This window comes from Streptomyces coeruleofuscus (genome assembly GCF_039532725.1).
In the GTDB taxonomy this organism is placed as follows: domain Bacteria; phylum Actinomycetota; class Actinomycetes; order Streptomycetales; family Streptomycetaceae; genus Streptomyces; species Streptomyces coeruleofuscus.
Map to the genome: position 1 here is coordinate 387,543 of NZ_BAAASE010000008.1, position 17,980 is coordinate 405,522.

Sequence of the window (17,980 nt, forward strand, 5' to 3'; positions counted from 1 at the left end):
GAGGCCCGGCACCCTTCGGGGCGCCGGGCCTCGTCGTGCGTCCGGTGGGCGGGCGAGGGGTACTCGGGCGCCGCCGGATGTCAGTGGTGTTTGGTAAGAATGCAAGCGTGAGCAGCGAGAACGAACAGGCGGGCGGTGGCGCGGAGGGTGCGCCGCCCGAGCAGCTCGCGCTCATCCGGGAGAGCGTGCGGAAGGCCAAGACGCCCCGGGCCAAGCCGCGGACCTGGCGGGGGGCCGCGCTGGCCAAGGACCTGCCCGTCGCGCGGGTGCTCGTCGACAAGGGCGTGCTCCATCTCGACCGGTACTTCGACTACGCCGTGCCCGAGGAGCTGGACGAGCAGGCCCAGCCGGGCGTCCGGGTGCGGGTTAGGTTCGGGGCCGGGCGGCACCGGGTGCGGGACGGTCGGCGCGAGGGCGGCGGGCTGATCGACGGGTTCCTCGTCGAGCGGCTGCCCGAGTCCGACTACTCGGGGCCGCTGGCCGCCCTCGCCCAGGTCGTGTCGCCCGAGCGGGTGCTGAGCGCGGAACTGCTGGGCCTGGCCCGGGCGGTCGCCGACCGGTACGCGGGCAGCCTCGCCGACGTCCTCCAGCTCGCCGTACCGCCGCGCAACGCCCGGGCCGAGCAGCGCCCCTCGCCCGCACCGCTGGCGCCGCCCCCGGCACCCGAGGCGGGCTCCTGGCAGCGGTACGAGCGGGGAGCGGCCTTCCTGGAGTCGCTGGCCTCCGGCGGTGCGCCACGGGCCGTGTGGAACGCGCTGCCCGGCCCGGAATGGAGCGAGGAGCTGGCCCGGGCGGTCGTGGCGACACTGGCCTCCGGTCGCGGGGCCCTCGCCGTCCTGCCCGACGGGCGGGCGGTCGCTCGGGTCGACGCCGCCCTGACCGCCCTGCTGGGGGAGGGGCGGCACGCCGTGCTCACCGCCGACGCGGGGCCCGAGAAGCGGTACGCGCAGTGGCTCGCGGTCCGGCGGGGCTCCGTACGGGCCGTGATCGGGACGCGCGCCGCGATGTTCGCGCCGGTCCAGGACCTCGGGCTCGTGGCCATCTGGGACGACGGGGACGACAGCCACAGCGAGCAGCACGCCCCGCAGCCCCACGCGCGCGAGGTGCTGCTGCTGCGGGCCGCCCAGGACAAGTGCGGCTTCCTGCTGGGCAGCTGGGGCTGCACGGTGGAGGCCGCGCAGCTCGTCGAGAGCGGGTGGGCGCGCCCGCTCGTCGCCGGGCGTGAGCAGGTGCGCGCTGCCGCTCCGCTGGTCCGCACCGTCGGGGACGGGGACCTCGCACGGGACGAGGCCGCCCGGGCCGCCCGGCTGCCGACGCTCGCCTGGCAGGTCGTCAGGGACGGCCTGCGGCACGGTCCGGTGCTGGTACAGGTTCCCCGGCGGGGATACGTGCCGCGCATGGCGTGCGCCAACTGCCGGGCGCCCGCGCGGTGCCGGCAGTGCTCCGGCCCGCTGGAGACGCGGGACGGCGGCGCGTTGTGCTGCGGGTGGTGCGGCCGTGAGGAGAGCGGCTGGCACTGCCCGGAGTGCGGTGCCTTCCGGCTGCGCGCCTCGGTGGTGGGCGCCCGGCGGACCGCCGAGGAGCTCGGACGGGCCTTCCCCGCCGTCCCGGTGCGGACCTCGGGCCGTGAACACGTGCTCGACACGGTGCCGGGGGTGCCCGCGCTGGTGGTGAGTACGCCGGGGGCCGAGCCCGTCGCGGAGGGCGGGTACGCGGCGGCGCTGCTGCTGGACGGGTGGGCCATGCTCGGGCGGCCCGATCTGCGCGCCGGGGAGGACGCGCTGCGGCGGTGGATCGCGGCCGGGTCGCTCGTCCGGCCGCAGCCGGCGGGCGGCACGGTGGTGGTCGTGGCCGAGCCGACGCTGAGGCCCGTCCAGGCCCTCGTACGGTGGGACCCCGTCGGTCACGCGGTGCGGGAACTCGCCGAGCGGGCCGAGCTGGGGTTTCCGCCGGTGTCGCGGATGGCGGCCGTGTCGGGGCAGCCGGAAGCCGTGGCCGAGTTCCTTCGTACTGCGGAACTGCCGGCGGAGGCCGAAGTGCTGGGACCGGTGCCGTTGCCCGTCCCCGCAGCGGGGCGACCGCGTCGGGCGGGGGCGCCGCCGCCCGGGGAGCAGTGGGAGCGGGCGCTGATCCGGGTGCCGCCGGGGAAGGGCGCCGCGCTGGCCGCCGCGCTGAAGGCCGCGCAGGCGGCGCGGATGGCTCGGGGGAGTGGGAGCGGGAGCGGGAGTGGCGCCGGGAGTGGGGTCTGGGTGCGGATCGATCCGGCGGACATCGGGTGAGCCACTGCCGGGGTCCGGCGGGGTGTCTTTCGCGGGCTCCGGGACGGCAGCGTCCGGAGACGTCACTGCCCTCCCGGAGGCGCTCCGGGAGGGCAGGGGTGCAAGGAGGGGGGCTGGGGTGGCTCAGCCGTTGCGCGGGCCGGGGAAGGCCGTCGGCCTGGCCTCGTCGCGGAGCGCCGGGCTGCCCGCCGTCGGCTGGGTGGGCATGGAGCGGGCCGCCGGGACCGTGGGGACCGTGGGGATGCCGGTGTTCACACTGACCGTGCGGGAGCCCGACGGCTCCGGGGTGCGCTCCGCCTCGGCCGCGGCCGGCTGGGGCGTGGCACGGCGCGCGCCGTAACGGCGGTGGACCGCCTGTTTGGTGACTCCGAGTGCGGATCCCACCGCGTCCCACGAGAAGCCGAGTGAGCGGTCGAAGTCCACGGCCGCCGTCACCAGGGTCTCGACACTGTCCCGCAGCTCCTGGGCGAGACGTACCGTCGGGGCGGGGGCGCGTCCGTAGACGACGAAGCCCGTGGAGGGGCCGGAGCGGCGCGGGCGGTAGACGTTGCCCAACTGGGCGGTGAGTGTGCGCAGTGCGTCCACCTGCCGGCGGACCCGCTCGATGTCCCGCACCAGCAAGTGCAGGCTGGCCCGAGCCTGGGCGTCGTGGGTTGCGTGGTCGGCCATGAACAAGCCTCTCGAACCGGCGTTGAAAGGGAATGGGCCGCGATCGCGGCCCGTTGTGGTCAACTCTGTCTTGACCAACGCGGATTCGCTCCGCGGGTCACGGTGTGGGGGCGTGGGGGCATATGCGTGCGCCCGTTTGCGCCGGGCGTGCGCCTCGGCCTTCGGGCTTCGGCCTTCGGCCTTCGGGCTTCGGCCTTCGGCCTTCGGCTTCGGTCTCCCACCCGCGCACCGCCCGTGACAGTTGGCCAAGAGGCTGAGGTCTCCCGCGAGGGCCGGGCGCCGTCGGCGGCTTTCCGTTCGAGGGCTCATAGACTTGGGTGTTGCCCGTCTTCGACCCCCTGCCCGAGAGGCCCCCACCACCCCATGAAGCTCGTCTTCGCCGGTACACCCGAGGTCGCCGTTCCCGCTCTGGACGCTCTTCTCGCCTCCGAGCGGCACGAGGTCGCCGCTGTCGTCACGCGGCCCGACGCTCCGGCCGGGCGGGGGCGCAGGCTCGTCGCGTCGCCCGTCGCCGAGCGTGCGGAGGAGGCCGGGATCGAGGTGCTGAAACCCGCGAAGCCGAAGGACCCCGAGTTCCTGGAGCGGCTGGGGGAGATCGGGCCGGACTGCTGTCCCGTCGTCGCCTACGGTGCTCTGCTGCCCCGTGTCGCCCTGGACGTCCCCGCGCACGGCTGGGTCAATCTGCATTTCTCCCTGCTGCCGGCCTGGCGTGGTGCCGCGCCCGTGCAGCACGCCATCATGGCCGGGGACGAGATCACCGGGGCTTCCACGTTCCTGATCGAGGAGGGGCTCGACTCCGGTCCGGTCTACGGGACGGTCACCGAGGAGATCCGGCCCACCGACACCAGCGGGGACCTGCTGACCCGGCTGGCGTTCGCCGGTGCCGGTCTGCTCGCGGCGACCATGGACGGGATCGAGGACGGCACACTGAAGGCCGTACCGCAGCCGGCCGAGGGCGTCAGCCTGGCCCCGAAGGTCAATGTCGAGGACGCCCGTATCGACTGGACCGCTCCCGCGCTGCGCGTCGACCGGATGGTGCGGGGCTGCACTCCGGCTCCCGGCGCCTGGACCGTGTTCCGCGGTGAGCGGCTCAAGCTCATCCAGGTCACCCCCGTGCCGGACCGGACGGATCTCGCCCCGGGACAGATCTCCGCCGGGAAGAACAACGTGTACGTCGGCAGCGGCTCGTACGCCGTCGAGCTGGCCTGGGTGCAGGCCCAGGGCAAGAAGCCGATGCGGGCGGCGGACTGGGCACGCGGGGTGCGGATCGCCGACGGCGAGCGGCTCGGGGGCTGACGCGGCGACACGTCCGGGGCGGCGTAGGCTGGACGGCGCACTTCTTCTCACACCCGGAGCACCTTTTTCGTGAGCGACCAGCCCCGTCGGCCCCGTACGTCAGGCAAGCCCTACCGCCGGCCCAAGAAGGACCCCGTCCGCATCCTCGCCTTCGAGGCGCTGAGGGCCGTGGACGAGCGGGACGCCTACGCCAACCTCGTTCTGCCGCCGCTGTTGCGCAAGGCGCGGGAGAAGGAGGGGCCCGAGACGTTCGACACCCGGGACGCGGCGCTCGCCACCGAGCTGGTGTACGGGACGCTGCGGCGGCAGGGGACGTACGACGCGGTCCTCTCGGCCTGCGTGGACCGGCCGCTGCGGGAGGTCGACCCGCCGGTGCTGGACGTGCTGAGCCTCGGCGCGCATCAGCTGCTCGGGACGCGGATCCCGACGCACGCGGCCGTGTCCGCCACCGTGGAGCTCGCGCGGGTCGTGCTCGGCGACGGGCGGGCCAAGTTCGTCAACGCCGTGCTGCGGAAGGTCGCGCAGCACGATCTGGACGGCTGGCTGGAGCGGGTCGCGCCGCCCTATGACGCGGACCCCGAGGACCATCTCGCCGTCGTCCACTCGCATCCGCGGTGGGTCGTGTCGGCGCTGTGGGACTCCCTCGGCGGCGGTCGCGCCGGCATCGAGGACCTGCTGCGCGCCGACAACGAGCGGCCCGAGGTGACCCTGGTGGCGCGGCCCGGCCGGGCCACCGCCGAAGAGCTGCTCGAAGAGGACGCCGCCGTGCCGGGGCACTGGTCGCCGTATGCCGTGCGGCTGACCGAGGGCGGCGAGCCGGGCGCCGTCGCGGCCGTGCGGGACGGGCGTGCGGGCGTGCAGGACGAGGGCAGCCAGCTGGTGGCGCTCGCCCTCGCCAACGCGCCGCTGGACGGGCCCGACCGGCGGTGGCTGGACGGGTGCGCGGGACCCGGAGGCAAGGCCGCGCTGCTCGGCGCCCTCGCGGCCCAGCGGGGCGCGCTGCTCGTCGCCTCCGAGAAGCAGACCCACCGCGCCGGGCTCGTGGCCAGGGCGCTGGAGGGGAACCCCGGGCCGTACCAGGTGATCGCCGCGGACGGGACGCGTCCGGCGTGGCGGCCCGGCAGTTTCGACCGCGTGCTGGTCGACGTGCCGTGCACCGGGCTCGGTGCCCTGCGGCGCCGCCCCGAGGCACGCTGGCGGCGCCGGCCGGAGGACCTGGAGGGGTTCGCGCCGTTGCAGCGCGGCCTGCTGCGCACCGCCCTGGAGTCGGTGCGGGTCGGCGGTGTCGTCGGCTACGCGACCTGTTCGCCGCACCTCGCCGAGACCAGGGCCGTGGTCGCCGATGTCCTCAAGCAGCATCCGGACACCGAGCTCCTCGACGCCCGGCCGCTGCTGCCCGGCCTACCGGACCTCGGCGAAGGGCCCGACGTGCAGCTGTGGCCGCATCTGCACGGGACCGACGCGATGTACCTGGCCCTCATTCGCCGGACCGGCTGATCCCCGCTCCGACGCTCTCCCGGGCCGCCGCACCGCCGTCCTCCCTGGCCAGCCGGTGCGGCCACCACACCTTCGGGCCCACGTCCAGGAACAGAGACGTCACCAGGACCGAGCGCACGATGAACGTGTCGATGAGGACGCCGAGGGCGACCGCGAAGCCGATCTCGGCGAAGGCGACCATCGGGAGGGTGCCGAGGGCGGCGAAGGTGCCGGCCAGGACCAGGCCGGCGGAGGTGATGACCGCTCCGGTGGTGGCGAGCCCGGTGACCACGCCAGGTCTGGTGCCCTGGCGGCCCGCCTCCTCGCGGATGCGCGTGGTGAGGAAGATGTTGTAGTCGATGCCCAGGGCGACCAGGAAGACGAAGACGAACAGCGGGAAGTCGGTCGCCTCGCCCGCGTAGTCGAAGACGTACCGGAACGCGAGCGCGCTGATGCCGAGCGCCGCCGCGAACGACAGGATCACCGTCCCGATCAGCAGCAGCGGGGCGATCAGGGCGCGCAGCAGGGCGCAAAGGATCAGCAGGACGACCACCAGCACCAGCGGGATGATCAGGATGTTGTCGTGGGTGATCGCCTTGTCCATGTCCACGAGGCCCGCCGTACCGCCGCCCACTTTGGCATCGGCGTCCGGTACCGCATGGACGGCGTCCCGTACCCGCTCCACGGTCTGTTTCGCTGCGTCACTGTCGGCCGGGGTGCTCATCGTGGCCTCGAAGAGGACCATGCCCTGGAAGGACGGTTTCGTGCCCGGTGGCAGGCCCAGCGACTCCGGGACCACGCCCGGCGTGGCGGCGACCGCGCGACCCACCTGCTCGGCCTGCGCCTGGTTGCTGACGATGACGAGCGGACTGCCGCTCCCGGCCGGGAAGTAACGTGCGGAAACCTCCTGGCCGACGATCGAGTCCGGTTTTCCTGTGAACGCGTCCGCGTTGCTGATGCCTTCCGCGCGCAGCTGGATCAGGCCCAGCGAACAGACCGCCAGGGCCAGTGCCGTGGCGGCCCAGGTCGTGCGCGGGCGGCGGGCGATACGGCGGCCCATGCGCGCCCAGATGCCGCGCTCGGTCGGGTCGGGCGTGCCGTAATGCGGGATCACCGGCCAGAAGACCCACCGGCCGAAGATCACCAGCAGCGCGGGGAAGAGGCTCATCATCGCCAGCAGGGCGACCGCGACGCCGATCGCGGCCACCGGGCCCAGGCCGCTGGTGGAGTTCATCTCGGCGGCCAGCAGCACCAGCATGCTCAGCACGACCGTCGCGCCGGAGGCGAGCACCGCGGGGCCCGCGCGGTGCAGCGCCAGGGCCATCGCCTCGTGCCGGTCCTCGTGCCGGCGCAGCTCCTCCCGGTAGCGGGCGACCAGCAACAGGGCGTAGTCCGTCCCCGCGCCGAAGACCAGCACCGTGAGGATGCCCGCGCTCTGGCCGTTGACCGTCAGGCCCGCGTGCTCGGCCAGCAGGTAGATCAGCGCCTGGGAGGCGAACAGCGCGCAGACCACCGAGACCAGGGGGATCAGCAGCAGGGTCAGGCTGCGGTACGTGATGAGCAGCATGACGATGACGACGACCATCGCCGAGAACAGCAGCGTCGAGTCGATGCCCTCGAAGGCCTCAGCGAAGTCCGCCGACGTGCCGCCCGGGCCGGTGATGTGCACGGCCAGCCCGCCGCCGCCCTCGCCGACGTCGTCCCGGATGGAGTCGACGGCGGGCGAGATCCGCTCCCAGCCCTCCTCGTCCATCGTGATCGGCACGAAGACCTGCGCCGCCCGCGGATCGTCCGGCCGGTCGAAGACCGGCCCCCGGGTCTCCGCGCCCCGGATGCCGTGGTCACGCAGCTCCTTGAGCTGCCGCACGTCCTCGGCGATCTCCGTCCGGTCCTGGGCCGTCAGCCCGCCGTCCCGGGCGTAGATCACGACCGCCGGGATCTGCTCCGGCCGGAAGTCCTCGGAGATCTCCAGCACCTGCGTCGACTCCGCGGACCCCGGCAACCAGGACGACGCGTCGTTGTCCTGCGCGTCGGTGAGCTTCATGGCGAACGGCGCGGCGACGAAGAGCACCACCACCCACAGCACCAGCACCAGCCACTTGGCCCGCCGCCCACAGACGAGGTGTGCGACGCCCTGTTTCATGGCAACCCCCTGTGCGACCCGGGACCGATGCCCACAACCCCTGGAGGGCATGGCAGTCTTAGGACATGGCCGCGCAGATCAACCCCAGCATCCTCTCCGCCGACTTCGCCCGCCTCGCGGACGAGGCGAAGGCCGTGGAGGGAGCCGACTGGCTCCACGTCGATGTCATGGACAACCATTTCGTCCCGAACCTCACGCTCGGTGTGCCGGTCGTAGAGTCGCTCGCCCGCGCGACGGACACTCCTCTGGACTGCCATCTGATGATCGAGGCCCCCGATCGGTGGGCGCCCCAGTACGTCGAAGCGGGGGCCGGTTCCGTCACCTTCCATGTCGAGGCGGCCGCCGCCCCGGTCCGGCTCGCCCGGGAGATCCGCGCCAAGGGCGCCCGCGCCTCCATGGCGCTGAAGCCCGCGACCCCCATCGAGCCGTACGAGGACCTGCTCCCCGAGCTCGACATGCTGCTGATCATGACGGTCGAACCGGGCTTCGGGGGACAGGCCTTCCTCGACATCATGCTTCCTAAGATTCGCCGCACCCGCGAGTTGATCAGCAAGCACGGTCTGGAGCTCTGGCTCCAGGTCGACGGCGGAGTCTCCGCCTCCACTATCGAGCGGTGCGCGGACGCCGGAGCCGACGTCTTCGTGGCCGGATCGGCGGTCTACGGGGCAAACGACCCGGCAGAGGCGGTACGTGCACTACGCACGCAGGCGGAGGCGAGCACGGCCAAGGCCTCCTGGGCCTGCGACCACTGAGCCACAGCAAAGTGAACGGCTCTCATCAGGGCTGATCATCCGCGCCGGATCTGCAAGGATGAACGGCGAATCCAGAGTGTGAACAGCAGTGAGGAGATCGCCGTGTCGGGTATGTCGGCGGGCCGGTCAGCCATGCGGATGGGACCCGCTGAGCTGGTGCAGGCGGCGGCCATGGCCCGCCGCTTCTACCTCGAGGGGAAGTCCAAGATCCAGATCGCGGAGGAGTTCGGCGTCAGCCGCTTCAAGGTGGCCCGGGTCCTGGAGACCGCCCTCGAACGGGATCTCGTACGTATCGAGATCCGTGTGCCTGCGGAGCTGGACGCGGAGCGCTCGGACGCGCTCCGCGCCCGCTACGGCCTCAGGCACGCTGTCGTGGTCGAGTCCCCGGCCGACGCCGAGGAGTCGCCCGACCCCGAGAACCTCGGAGAGGTGGCCGCCGACCTGCTCGGCGAACTGGTCAACGAAGGTGATGTGCTGGGCCTGGCCTGGGGCCGCTCCACCATCCACATGGCGGCGGCGCTCGACCGGCTGCCCCCGTGCACGGTGGTGCAGCTGACGGGCGTGTACGACGCCGGGACCGCCGAGCGCGGCTCGGTCGAGGCGGTACGCCGTGCCGCCCAGGTGTCCGGCGGTGACGCGCACCCCATCTACGCGCCGATGCTGCTGCCCGACGCGGCCACGGCCACGGCGCTGCGCAACCAGACGGGGATCGCCCGCGCCTTCGAGCACTTCGACAAGGTGACCGTCGCCTGCGTCTCCATCGGCTCCTGGGAGCCCGGCATCTCCACGGTGCACGACATGCTCAGCGACGAGGAGCGCGCGCACTACGCCTCCCTCGGTGTCGCCGCCGAGATGTCCGCGCACCTCTTCGACGCCGAGGGCCGGAGGGTCGGCCGCGACCTGGGCGAGCGGTGCATCACGGTCAAGGCCGACCAGCTCCGCCGTATCCCCGAGGTCGTCGCGATCGCCGGCGGACAGCGCAAGGGGCCCGCGATCGACGCGGTGCTGCGGTCCGGGCTCGTCACCAGCCTGGTGACGGACACGTCGGCCGCGGACTATCTGATCACGGCGGGCCCGGCACCGAAGTCAGCGCTCAACAGGACCGACCCGGACGGAGTCTGACGCATGGCCAGGGAGGCGCGGGAGGTGCCGGACGATCCGGCCGGCCGGATCGTGCTCGTGCTGGACCTCGAGGGGGTCACGGACAAGGCGGGACTCATGGACCGCTGCGCCCGTGACCTCTCCCTGCCCGAGTGGTTCGGCCGCAACTGGGACGCCCTGGCCGACTGCCTGGCCGACCCCGCCCTGTGGCCCGAGGGAGCCGTGGAGCGGGGGCTGCTGGTCGTCGTCCGGGGCTGGCGGGGGTACGCCGAGAAGCGGCCCGAGGAGTGGCAGGTCGCGGAGGAGATCTTCGCGGAGGCGACGGACCGGGGGCCGGGTCTCTTCGTCACCCTGGGGCTTGGAGCATCCTCCTAAGGCGCCCCTGACCAGCCTGGATGATCCGCTGGGGGACGTGCGCACATCCGGCATGGGACAATGAAGTACGTGCTCTTTCCCCCTGGCCGGCCGGTCGGGGGGTCACCTCTGATCGACTGGGATGTGCAGCACGTGCGTTTCCTCAATGACATCCAGCCCGGGTACGACCTGACGTACGACGACGTCTTCATGGTGCCGAGCCGCTCCTCGGTGGGCTCGCGGCAGGCCGTCGACCTCAGCTCCCCGGACGGCACGGGCACCACCATCCCGCTCGTCGTCGCCAACATGACCGCCATCGCCGGGCGGCGCATGGCCGAGACCGTGGCCCGGCGCGGCGGCCTCGTCGTCATACCGCAGGACATCCCGATCGACGTGGTCACCGACGTCGTCTCCTGGGTGAAGAGCCGGCACCTGGTCCTGGACACCCCGATCATGCTGGCGCCCCACCAGACCGTCGCGGACGCGCTGTCCCTGCTGCCCAAGCGCGCGCACAACGCCGGGGTCGTCGTCGACGACGACCACCGGCCGGTCGGCGTGGTCACCGAATCCGACCTGTCCGGCGTGGACCGCTTCACGCAGCTGGCCGAGGTCATGTCCCGGGACCTGCTGCTCATCGACGCGGACATGGACCCGGGCGAGGCCTTCGACACCCTGGACCACGCCAACCGCCGCTACGCCCCCGCGGTCAACAAGGACGGCACGCTCGCCGGCATCCTCACCCGCAAGGGCGCCCTGCGCGCCACGCTCTACACGCCGGCCACGGACGCGCGGGGGCGGCTGCGCATCGCCGCCGCCGTCGGCATCAACGGCGACGTCGCGGGCAAGGCCAAGCAGCTGCTGGACGCGGGCGTCGACACGCTCGTCATCGACACCGCGCACGGCCACCAGGAGTCGATGATCAGCGCCCTGAAGCTGGTGCGCGACCTCGACCCGCAGGTGCCGATCGTCGCAGGCAACGTCGTGGCCGCCGCGGGCGTGCGCGACCTCATCGAAGCGGGCGCGGACATCGTCAAGGTCGGTGTCGGACCCGGCGCCATGTGCACCACGCGCATGATGACCGGCGTCGGCCGGCCGCAGTTCTCCGCCGTCCTGGAGTGCGCCGCCGAGGCGAAGAAGTACGGCAAGCACGTGTGGGCCGACGGCGGCATCCGCCACCCGCGCGACGTGGCCATGGCGCTCGCCGCCGGCGCGTCCAACGTGATGGTCGGTTCCTGGTTCGCGGGCACCTACGAGTCCCCGGGCGACCTCCAGCACGACGCCCAGGGGCGTGCCTACAAGGAGTCCTTCGGCATGGCCTCCGCCCGGGCCGTGCGCAACCGCACCTCGGAGGAGTCGGCGTACGACCGGGCCCGCAAGGCGCTGTTCGAGGAGGGCATCTCCACGTCCCGCATGTTCCTCGACCCGGCCCGCCCCGGCGTCGAGGACCTGATCGACTCGATCATCGCGGGCGTCCGCTCCTCCTGCACGTACGCCGGCGCCGGCTCCCTGGAGGAGTTCGCCGAGAAGGCCATCGTCGGCATACAGAGCGCCGCCGGCTACGCCGAGGGCAAGCCGCTGCACGCCAGCTGGATCTGACCGCCCGCACGCTTCGTCCAGGCCCCCGATGAAAAACCGGGGGCCTGGTGCGTACGGACGCCCTACCGTCGTACGCCATGGAGATCACAGTCTGCCGGGCCGCCGATGTGGCGGTGCTCGACCAGTACATCGGTTCCCCGGGTGCCACCTCCTTCCACGCGCGCCGCTTCGAGCGCCAGGAGCGGGGCCGGAGCACGTATCTCGTCGCCTGGCTCGACGGACGGCCCGTGGGGCACACGGAGCTGCGCTGGGGCGGCTGCGACGACGCGACCGTACAAGCGGCACGGCCCGGCTGCCCGGAGATCAACGCGCTTTCCGTGTGGCCCGAGACGCTGCGCTCGCGCGGCATCGGCAGCGCCCTGGTCCGGGCCGCCGAGGAACGCGCCCGGGAGCGGGGCCGCACCGCCATCGGCCTCGGCGTCGCCGACGACAACCCGCGGGCCGCGGCCCTCTACGCCCGGCTCGGCTACCGGCCCCTCACCCCGTACGTCGGCCGCTGGTCCTACGAGGACCACGACGGCGTCACGCACGAGTGTGTCGAGGAGCTCACGTTTCTGGTGAAAGAGCTGGTCCGGACAAGTCTTGTGCAACGGACGAACGCATCCGTGCAACGAACCTCCGGCCAGTCACGAGGAACGCAATGATCTTGCGGGCACGCGCAAGGTTGCTGCATTACACGGGCAACGTCCCTGCTCGTAGGCTGTCGCCTCGTACGTGGCGTGGCGGGGACCCCGCTCGGTGGGTCCCGGCTGTCGGGCGGGGCGCTGCCGTCCCTGCCACCCGAGACCGGCAGTGACGAAGGAGTCAGCGCGTGCTCGACCAAGGCGCACCCCCGCACAGCAGTAGTCAGACCGCCCCGCCGTCCCCGGGCGTCGGCGCGCGCCTCATGCGTCGCAAGCCGGTGGAGAACCTGGTCGCGGAGGGTGGCCACGGCGAGGGAGGCTCGCTGCGGCGCACCCTCGGGCTGTGGCAGCTCACCATGATCAGCATCGGTGCCACCCTCGGCACCGGCATCTTCGTCGTGCTCGGCGAGGCCGTCCCCAAGGCGGGCCCGGCCGTCACGCTCTCCTTCGTCATAGCCGGCCTGACCGCCCTGTTCTCGGCCCTGTCCTACGCCGAGCTGGCGGGCACCATCCCGGTCTCCGGCTCCTCGTACTCGTATGCGTACGCAACGATGGGTGAGCTGATCGCCTGGATCTGCGGCTGGTGCCTGGTCCTGGAGTACGGCGTGTCGGTCGCCGCCGTCGCCGTCGGCTGGGGCGAGTACCTCAACGAACTGCTCGACGGGACCGTCGGCGTCACCATCCCGGCCGCCCTGTCCGCGCCGCCCGGCGACGGTGGAGTGTTCAACCTGCCCGCGCTGATCGTCGTCATGCTCGCGATGGCGTTCCTGCTGGGCGGCGCCCGCGAGTCCGCCCGCGCCAACACCGTCATGGTCATCGTGAAGATCGCCGCGCTGGTGATGTTCTGCGCCATCGGCGTCCAGGGCTTCCGCTCCGGCAACTACGAGAACTTCATGCCGCTCGGCATGGCCGGTGTCAGCGCCGCCGGTGCCACGCTGTTCTTCTCCTACATCGGCTTCGACGCCGCCTCCACCGCCGGCGAGGAGGCGAAGAACGCCCAGCGCGACCTGCCGCGGGCGATCATGCTGTCACTGGTCATCGTCACGGCGCTGTACGTCCTCGTGGCCGCCGTCGCGGTCGGCGCCAAGCCCTGGGAGAACTTCACCGACTCCGAGGCCGCCCTCGCCCAGATCATGCGCGAGGTCACCGGGCAGACCTTCTGGGGCACGCTGTTGGCCTTCTGCGCCGTCATCGCCATCGCGAGCGTGGTGCTGACCGTGCTCTACGGCCAGACCCGCATCCTGTTCGCCATGTCCCGCGACGGCCTCGTGCCGAAGGTGTTCGCCAAGGTCCACCCGAAGACCGGCACGCCCCGCGCCAACACCCTCATCGTCTCCCTGTTCTGCGGTGTGCTGGCCGCCGCGATCCCGCTCGGGCAGCTCGCTGACGCCACCAGCATCGGCACCCTGTTCGCCTTCGCGCTGGTCAACGTGGCCGTCGTGGTGCTGCGCCGGACCCGGCCGGACATGCCCCGCACCTTCCGGGTGCCGCTCTCCCCGCTCCTGCCCGCACTGGGCTTCGCCTTCTGCGTCTGGATGATGCGCAGCCTGCCGACCGTGACCTGGGTCGTCTTCGGTGTCTGGATGGCCGCCGGGCTCGTGTTCTACTTCGTGTACGGCTATCGCCGTTCCCGACTCGCACCATCCGAAAAGTGACCGACCCACTGTGCTGAACGATCTCGACGAACGCATCGTGCACGCCCTCGCCGAGGACGCCCGCCGCTCCTACGCCGACATCGGCCACATCGTCGGCCTGTCCGCGCCCGCCGTGAAACGGCGCGTGGACAGGCTGCGGGCCACCGGAGCCATCACCGGCTTCACCGTACGGGTGGACCCGGGCGCCCTCGGCTGGCAGACCGAGGGGTTCGTCGAGATCTACTGCCGGGGCAACACCTCCCCGGAGACCATCCAGCGGGGCCTGGAGCGCTACCAGGAGGTCGTGGCCGCGTCCACCGTCACCGGGGACGCGGACGCGATCGCCCAGGTGTTCGCCTCCGACATGCGGCACTTCGAACGGGTCCTGGAGCGGATCGCCGGGGAGCCGTTCGTCGAGCGGACCAAGTCCGTGCTCGTGCTGTCGCCGCTGCTGCGGCGCTTCTCGTCGGGCTCGCCGACCTAGCCTTCCCGCCGGCGCGTGTCGGCGGTGTCGGTGTCGGTGTCGCCGACCCTGCGCACCGCCGTCAGCAGGCGGCGAACGCCGAGCGCGTGTCCGCCCGTGGTCATGAGGAGACGACCGTAGAGGGCGCCGGCCGGGCCGGAGAACCTCGCCCGGGTCTCGGCACGCAGCAGGGTGCGTCCCGGGCCTGCCTCGTCCAGCTGGAAGAGCAGGGCGTACGTCGAGAAGTGATGACGCCCGATCAGGACCAGCTCCACACCCGGAACCGCGGAAGCCACCCGGAAACCGGGAAACGCCGAGCCCTCCGCCAAGGGACGGGGACCGGAGGCCGTGCGGTCGGCGCAGCCGACGAGGCGTGCGTACGCGGCCGCTCGGCCACCCCCGAAAGAGCGTTCCAGAACCTCACCGAGCGCGTCCCACACGACCTCTGCGTCCGCCGCGACGACCGTCGTGTGCTCGTCGACGTACGGGAGGGAGAGCAGTGCGGCGGTGTCCATGAAGACCCCCTTCACCCGACCGGTGGGGTTCGGCTTGCCCAGCCAAGTCTCGCGCGCCTGGCCGTGAGGAGGACGGCCCTCTGTGGATTCTCGCTGTGCTCCGGGCCCCGGCCCGCCTAACATCGGTGTCATGACCTGGCGACATTGATCCACCAGCCGCGCCTCCCGAGGGCCGCCTCGGACGCCGTACCTCCGGCATCCGATCCGTCCTTTCGGGAAGGCCTCATGACACTCTCACCTGCACGCGTGCCCGCCACCGGTGTCCGGCGGCTGACGACCACGCTGTACGGCTACGCGTTCCTCGACGACTTCGTCCTGCTCTACCCGGTGTACGCGCTGCTGTTCGCCGACACCGGCATGTCGCTCTGGCAGATCTCCTCCCTGTTCGCCCTGTGGTCGATCACCTCGGTGGTGCTGGAAGTGCCCTCCGGGGCCTGGGCCGACGCCATGTCGCGCCGGAGGCTGCTGTGGATCGGCCCGCTGCTCACCGCCGCCGGCTTCGCGCTGTGGGTGATCGTGCCGTCGTACTGGGCCTTCGCGGCCGGCTTCGTCCTGTGGGGCGCGGGCGGGGCGCTCGGCTCCGGTGCGCTGGAGGCGCTGGTGTACGACGAGCTGGACCGGCTCGGCGCGGCGGGCCGGTACGCGCGGGTCATGGGCCGGGCCCGGGCCGCGCGGCTGGTGGGCACCGTGGCCTCCCTCGGCCTCGCGGGGCCCGTCTTCGCCCAGGGCGGTTACGCGGCGGTCGGTGCCGCGAGCTTCCTGGCCTGTGTGCTGACCGCCGTCACCGCGACGAGGTTCCCCGAGCACCGGGTGCGGCCGGACGACGCCGGCGACAGCTGGGCGACGACCCTGCGGACCGGGCTCGCCGAGGTCCGCGGGGACCGTTCCGTGCGCGGCGCCCTGCTGTTGATCCCGGCCGTGGCCGCGGTGTGGGGCGCGCTCGACGAGTACACCCCGCTGCTGGTCCGGGACATCGGCGTCGCCGAAGCGACGGTGCCCTACCTGATCATGCTGATCTGGGCGGGCGTCACCGTCGGCAGCCTCCTGACCGGACCGGCCGAACGCCTCGGCCCGGCCGGTCTCGCCGCGCTGCTCGCGGGCGCCGCACTCGCCCTGGCCGTGGGAGCCGCGGCCCGCTCACTGGCCGGCATCGCTCTCGTGAGCCTCGCCTTCGCCGGGTTCCAGCTCGTGGAGGTGCTGGCCGACGCCCGCCTCCAGCACCGCATCGACGAGTCCCGCCGGGCCACGCTCACCTCCGTGGCGAGCCTGGGCACCGAGCTGGCGACGGTCGCCACGTTCGGCGTGTACGCGCTGCTCGGCACGGACATGGCGCACAGCACCGTCTTCGCGGTGCTGGCGATCCCCTATCTGGTGACGGCGCTGGCGCTGGCTAGAGTTCGGGCCGCCAAGGCACGACCGTGAAGTCGCCCGTCCCCTTCCTGACCTTCTCGAAGGGGGCGGAGCCCACGCACTTGGGCAGCTCCTTCGTCTCGACGGGGCTGCCCGTGGACGCCCAGCTGTAGCCGAGACGGTCGTGCCGGCCGACATCGTGGACGGTGATCCCGACCCGCTTGCCCTCGGCGCCCGGCAGGTCGGAGTCGGTGATCACGCCGGAGACGACGGCCACCTTCCCGCCGGTCAGCAGGCAGTCGACCTCGGCCTTCGCCCGGGCGCCCTCGCCGTTCAGGTAGTGGCTGAACTCGAAGGTGCCGGTCGCCTTCATCGGGTCGGCCTTGTCCTTCGCGGCCAGATGCGCGTCGAACGAGAACGTGATGTCGTCCCCGGCCGACCGGTACAGCTTGGCCTTGCCGGTGAGCGCGGCGGCCTCACGCTCGCTCTCGCCGGGGGCGGACACTCCGGCGGGAACGGCCTGGCGCTTGCTCTCGTCGGATGCGGAGGCTCCGGCGGAGCCGGCCGCGGCGGCGACGGTGAGCAGCAGCGCGGAGCCGAGTAAGGCGGCCCTCGTACGGCGGTTCATGGCGGTCCTTTCCGCAGGTGAAGCACGTCAACTGGACGGTCACCACTGTCCCGGCGCAACGCCCGCGCCACATCGCACCGGGGACGGGACCCCGCCTCCGCCGCCCGGCGGGGAAATCCGCCCGGGCCTGCGCCCACGGGCGGACCGGACGTACGACCGGAGGTGCCGCAACGAATCGCCGCGGACCCGGCGGCGAACGCAATGATCCGCTCACGGATGCGCAACGGCTGCTCCTTGTCCGGCCGGAGCCGCCGACCGTACCGTCTATCAGGCCCCCCGAAACCCCCGCGTACCGGTGAGGAACACGCATGCGCACCGCCCTGCTCCAGAGCTCCGGCCGGCCCGGCTCCACCGTCGAGAACCTCAAGGTCCTCGACGAGGCCGCGGGCCGGGCCGCCGCCGCGGGCGCCGGGCTGCTGGCCGCGCCGGAGATGTTCCTGACCGGGTACGCGATCGGCGACGACATCGCCCGGCTCGCCGAGCCCGCCGACGGCGACTGCGCGGACGCCATCGCCGAGACCGCGACCAGGCACGGACTGGCGATCGCCTACGGCTACCCCGAGCGGGCCGGCGACACCGTGTTCAACTCCGCCCAGCTGATCTCCGCCGACGGCACGCGTCTCGCCAACTACCGCAAGACCCACCTCTTCGGCTGCTTCGAGCGCGACCACTTCACCGCCGGCAACCAGCCGGTCGTCCAGGCGGAGCTCGACGGTCTGCGCGTCGGGATCCTGATCTGCTACGACGTCGAGTTCCCGGAGAACGTGCGCGCCCACGCCCTCGCCGGCACCGACCTGCTGGTCGTCCCGACCGCGCAGATGCACCCGTTCCAGTTCGTCGCCGAGTCGATGATCCCGGTGCGGGCCTTCGAGAACCAGATGTACGTCGCGTACGTCAACCGGGTCGGCCGGGAGGGCGAGTTCGAGTTCGTGGGGCTGTCCACGCTCGCCGGGCCCGACGGGGTCGCCCGCACCCGGGCCGGGCGCGCCGAGGAACTCGTCCTCGCCGACGTCGACCCCGCCTTCCTCGCCGCGTCCCGCGAGGCCAACCCGTATCTGCGGGACCGGCGCCCGGGCCTCTACGGGCCGCTCGTCTGACCTC

General features: G+C 72.6%; 16 protein-coding genes. 12 read left to right on the top strand and 4 right to left on the bottom strand.

What is annotated here, in order from left to right; all coding sequences use genetic code 11:
- Positions 1-107 precede the first annotated feature (107 nt).
- Positions 108-2,279, top strand: a complete 2,172-nt coding sequence (locus tag ABFX81_RS30370) for a primosomal protein N' (protein ID WP_346138936.1) — start codon at positions 108-110, stop codon at positions 2,277-2,279.
- 123 nt (positions 2,280-2,402) lie between these two features.
- Here the strand turns inward: ABFX81_RS30370 and ABFX81_RS30375 are convergent, their stop codons facing one another.
- Positions 2,403-2,948 (bottom strand): hypothetical protein, encoded by a 546-nt coding sequence (locus ABFX81_RS30375; protein WP_346138937.1) that lies wholly within the window; start codon positions 2,946-2,948, stop codon positions 2,403-2,405.
- 363 nt (positions 2,949-3,311) lie between these two features.
- Between ABFX81_RS30375 and fmt the strand changes: the two genes are divergently transcribed.
- Both fmt and ABFX81_RS30385 read left to right on the top strand, forming a co-directional pair.
- Entirely contained in the window at positions 3,312-4,244 is a 933-nt protein-coding gene (fmt, locus tag ABFX81_RS30380; protein WP_086841899.1) for a methionyl-tRNA formyltransferase, read from the top strand.
- A 69-nt stretch (positions 4,245-4,313) separates the two neighbouring features.
- Entirely contained in the window at positions 4,314-5,741 is a 1,428-nt protein-coding gene (locus tag ABFX81_RS30385) for a transcription antitermination factor NusB (RefSeq protein ID WP_086841901.1), read from the top strand.
- Here ABFX81_RS30385 and ABFX81_RS30390 read toward each other — a convergent pair.
- Positions 5,722-7,863, bottom strand: coding sequence for an MMPL family transporter (locus tag ABFX81_RS30390; protein ID WP_346138938.1), 2,142 nt, complete (start codon positions 7,861-7,863; stop codon positions 5,722-5,724). The two genes, ABFX81_RS30385 and ABFX81_RS30390, sit on opposite strands and share 20 nt — an antisense overlap.
- A gap of 65 nt (positions 7,864-7,928) precedes the next feature.
- Here ABFX81_RS30390 and rpe point away from each other — a divergent pair, with 65 nt between their 5' ends.
- From rpe to ABFX81_RS30425, 7 genes are all read left to right on the top strand, one after another.
- A complete protein-coding gene (rpe, locus tag ABFX81_RS30395; protein ID WP_086841905.1) occupies positions 7,929-8,615 on the top strand; it encodes a ribulose-phosphate 3-epimerase in 687 nt (228 codons plus the stop codon).
- A gap of 78 nt (positions 8,616-8,693) precedes the next feature.
- Positions 8,694-9,737, top strand: a complete 1,044-nt coding sequence (locus ABFX81_RS30400; RefSeq protein WP_086841907.1) for a sugar-binding domain-containing protein — start codon at positions 8,694-8,696, stop codon at positions 9,735-9,737.
- Positions 9,738-9,761: 24 nt separating this feature from the next.
- On the top strand, positions 9,762-10,091 hold the full coding sequence (locus ABFX81_RS30405) for a barstar family protein (RefSeq protein WP_086841926.1): 330 nt from the start codon (positions 9,762-9,764) through the stop codon (positions 10,089-10,091).
- Positions 10,092-10,223: 132 nt separating this feature from the next.
- Positions 10,224-11,666 (top strand): GuaB1 family IMP dehydrogenase-related protein, encoded by a 1,443-nt coding sequence (locus ABFX81_RS30410; protein ID WP_346138939.1) that lies wholly within the window; start codon positions 10,224-10,226, stop codon positions 11,664-11,666.
- A gap of 77 nt (positions 11,667-11,743) precedes the next feature.
- Positions 11,744-12,310 carry a GNAT family N-acetyltransferase gene (locus ABFX81_RS30415; RefSeq protein ID WP_086841912.1) on the top strand — a complete coding sequence of 189 codons (567 nt, stop codon included), beginning with the start codon at positions 11,744-11,746 and terminating at the stop codon, positions 12,308-12,310.
- A gap of 167 nt (positions 12,311-12,477) precedes the next feature.
- Complete coding sequence (locus ABFX81_RS30420) at positions 12,478-13,944, top strand: amino acid transporter (protein WP_086841915.1); 1,467 nt, start codon at positions 12,478-12,480, stop codon at positions 13,942-13,944.
- A gap of 10 nt (positions 13,945-13,954) precedes the next feature.
- Positions 13,955-14,407, top strand: a complete 453-nt coding sequence (locus tag ABFX81_RS30425; RefSeq protein ID WP_010046396.1) for an Lrp/AsnC family transcriptional regulator — start codon at positions 13,955-13,957, stop codon at positions 14,405-14,407.
- On the opposite strand, the gene ABFX81_RS30430 is transcribed toward ABFX81_RS30425, so the two are convergent.
- Positions 14,404-14,901 carry a hypothetical protein gene (locus tag ABFX81_RS30430; protein ID WP_086841917.1) on the bottom strand — a complete coding sequence of 166 codons (498 nt, stop codon included), beginning with the start codon at positions 14,899-14,901 and terminating at the stop codon, positions 14,404-14,406. The two genes, ABFX81_RS30425 and ABFX81_RS30430, sit on opposite strands and share 4 nt — an antisense overlap.
- Positions 14,902-15,126: 225 nt before the next feature.
- Here ABFX81_RS30430 and ABFX81_RS30435 point away from each other — a divergent pair, with 225 nt between their 5' ends.
- Positions 15,127-16,323, top strand: coding sequence for an MFS transporter (locus tag ABFX81_RS30435; RefSeq protein ID WP_086841919.1), 1,197 nt, complete (start codon positions 15,127-15,129; stop codon positions 16,321-16,323).
- Here ABFX81_RS30435 and ABFX81_RS30440 read toward each other — a convergent pair.
- Positions 16,292-16,879 carry a Repetin gene (locus ABFX81_RS30440; RefSeq protein WP_086841921.1) on the bottom strand — a complete coding sequence of 196 codons (588 nt, stop codon included), beginning with the start codon at positions 16,877-16,879 and terminating at the stop codon, positions 16,292-16,294. The genes ABFX81_RS30435 and ABFX81_RS30440 overlap by 32 nt on opposite strands.
- Before the next feature lie 308 nt (positions 16,880-17,187).
- Between ABFX81_RS30440 and ABFX81_RS30445 the strand changes: the two genes are divergently transcribed.
- The gene (locus tag ABFX81_RS30445; RefSeq protein WP_086841922.1) at positions 17,188-17,976 is read left to right on the top strand and encodes a nitrilase-related carbon-nitrogen hydrolase; all 789 of its coding nucleotides are present in this window, start codon (positions 17,188-17,190) and stop codon (positions 17,974-17,976) included.
- The last annotated feature ends 4 nt before the right edge of the window (positions 17,977-17,980 follow it).

Bases quoted from the DNA above. Each gene is read 5' to 3' on its own strand.
- ABFX81_RS30440 (WP_086841921.1), bottom strand. From the start codon at position 16,879: ATGAACCGCCGTACGAGGGCCGCCTTACTCGGCTCCGCGCTGCTGCTC.
- ABFX81_RS30445 (WP_086841922.1), top strand. From the start codon at position 17,188: ATGCGCACCGCCCTGCTCCAGAGCTCCGGCCGGCCCGGCTCCACCGTC.
- fmt (WP_086841899.1), top strand. From the start codon at position 3,312: ATGAAGCTCGTCTTCGCCGGTACACCCGAGGTCGCCGTTCCCGCTCTG.
- ABFX81_RS30415 (WP_086841912.1), top strand. From the start codon at position 11,744: ATGGAGATCACAGTCTGCCGGGCCGCCGATGTGGCGGTGCTCGACCAG.
- rpe (WP_086841905.1), top strand. From the start codon at position 7,929: ATGGCCGCGCAGATCAACCCCAGCATCCTCTCCGCCGACTTCGCCCGC.
- ABFX81_RS30375 (WP_346138937.1), bottom strand. From the start codon at position 2,948: ATGGCCGACCACGCAACCCACGACGCCCAGGCTCGGGCCAGCCTGCAC.
- ABFX81_RS30430 (WP_086841917.1), bottom strand. From the start codon at position 14,901: ATGGACACCGCCGCACTGCTCTCCCTCCCGTACGTCGACGAGCACACG.
- ABFX81_RS30390 (WP_346138938.1), bottom strand. From the start codon at position 7,863: ATGAAACAGGGCGTCGCACACCTCGTCTGTGGGCGGCGGGCCAAGTGG.
- ABFX81_RS30435 (WP_086841919.1), top strand. From the start codon at position 15,127: ATGACACTCTCACCTGCACGCGTGCCCGCCACCGGTGTCCGGCGGCTG.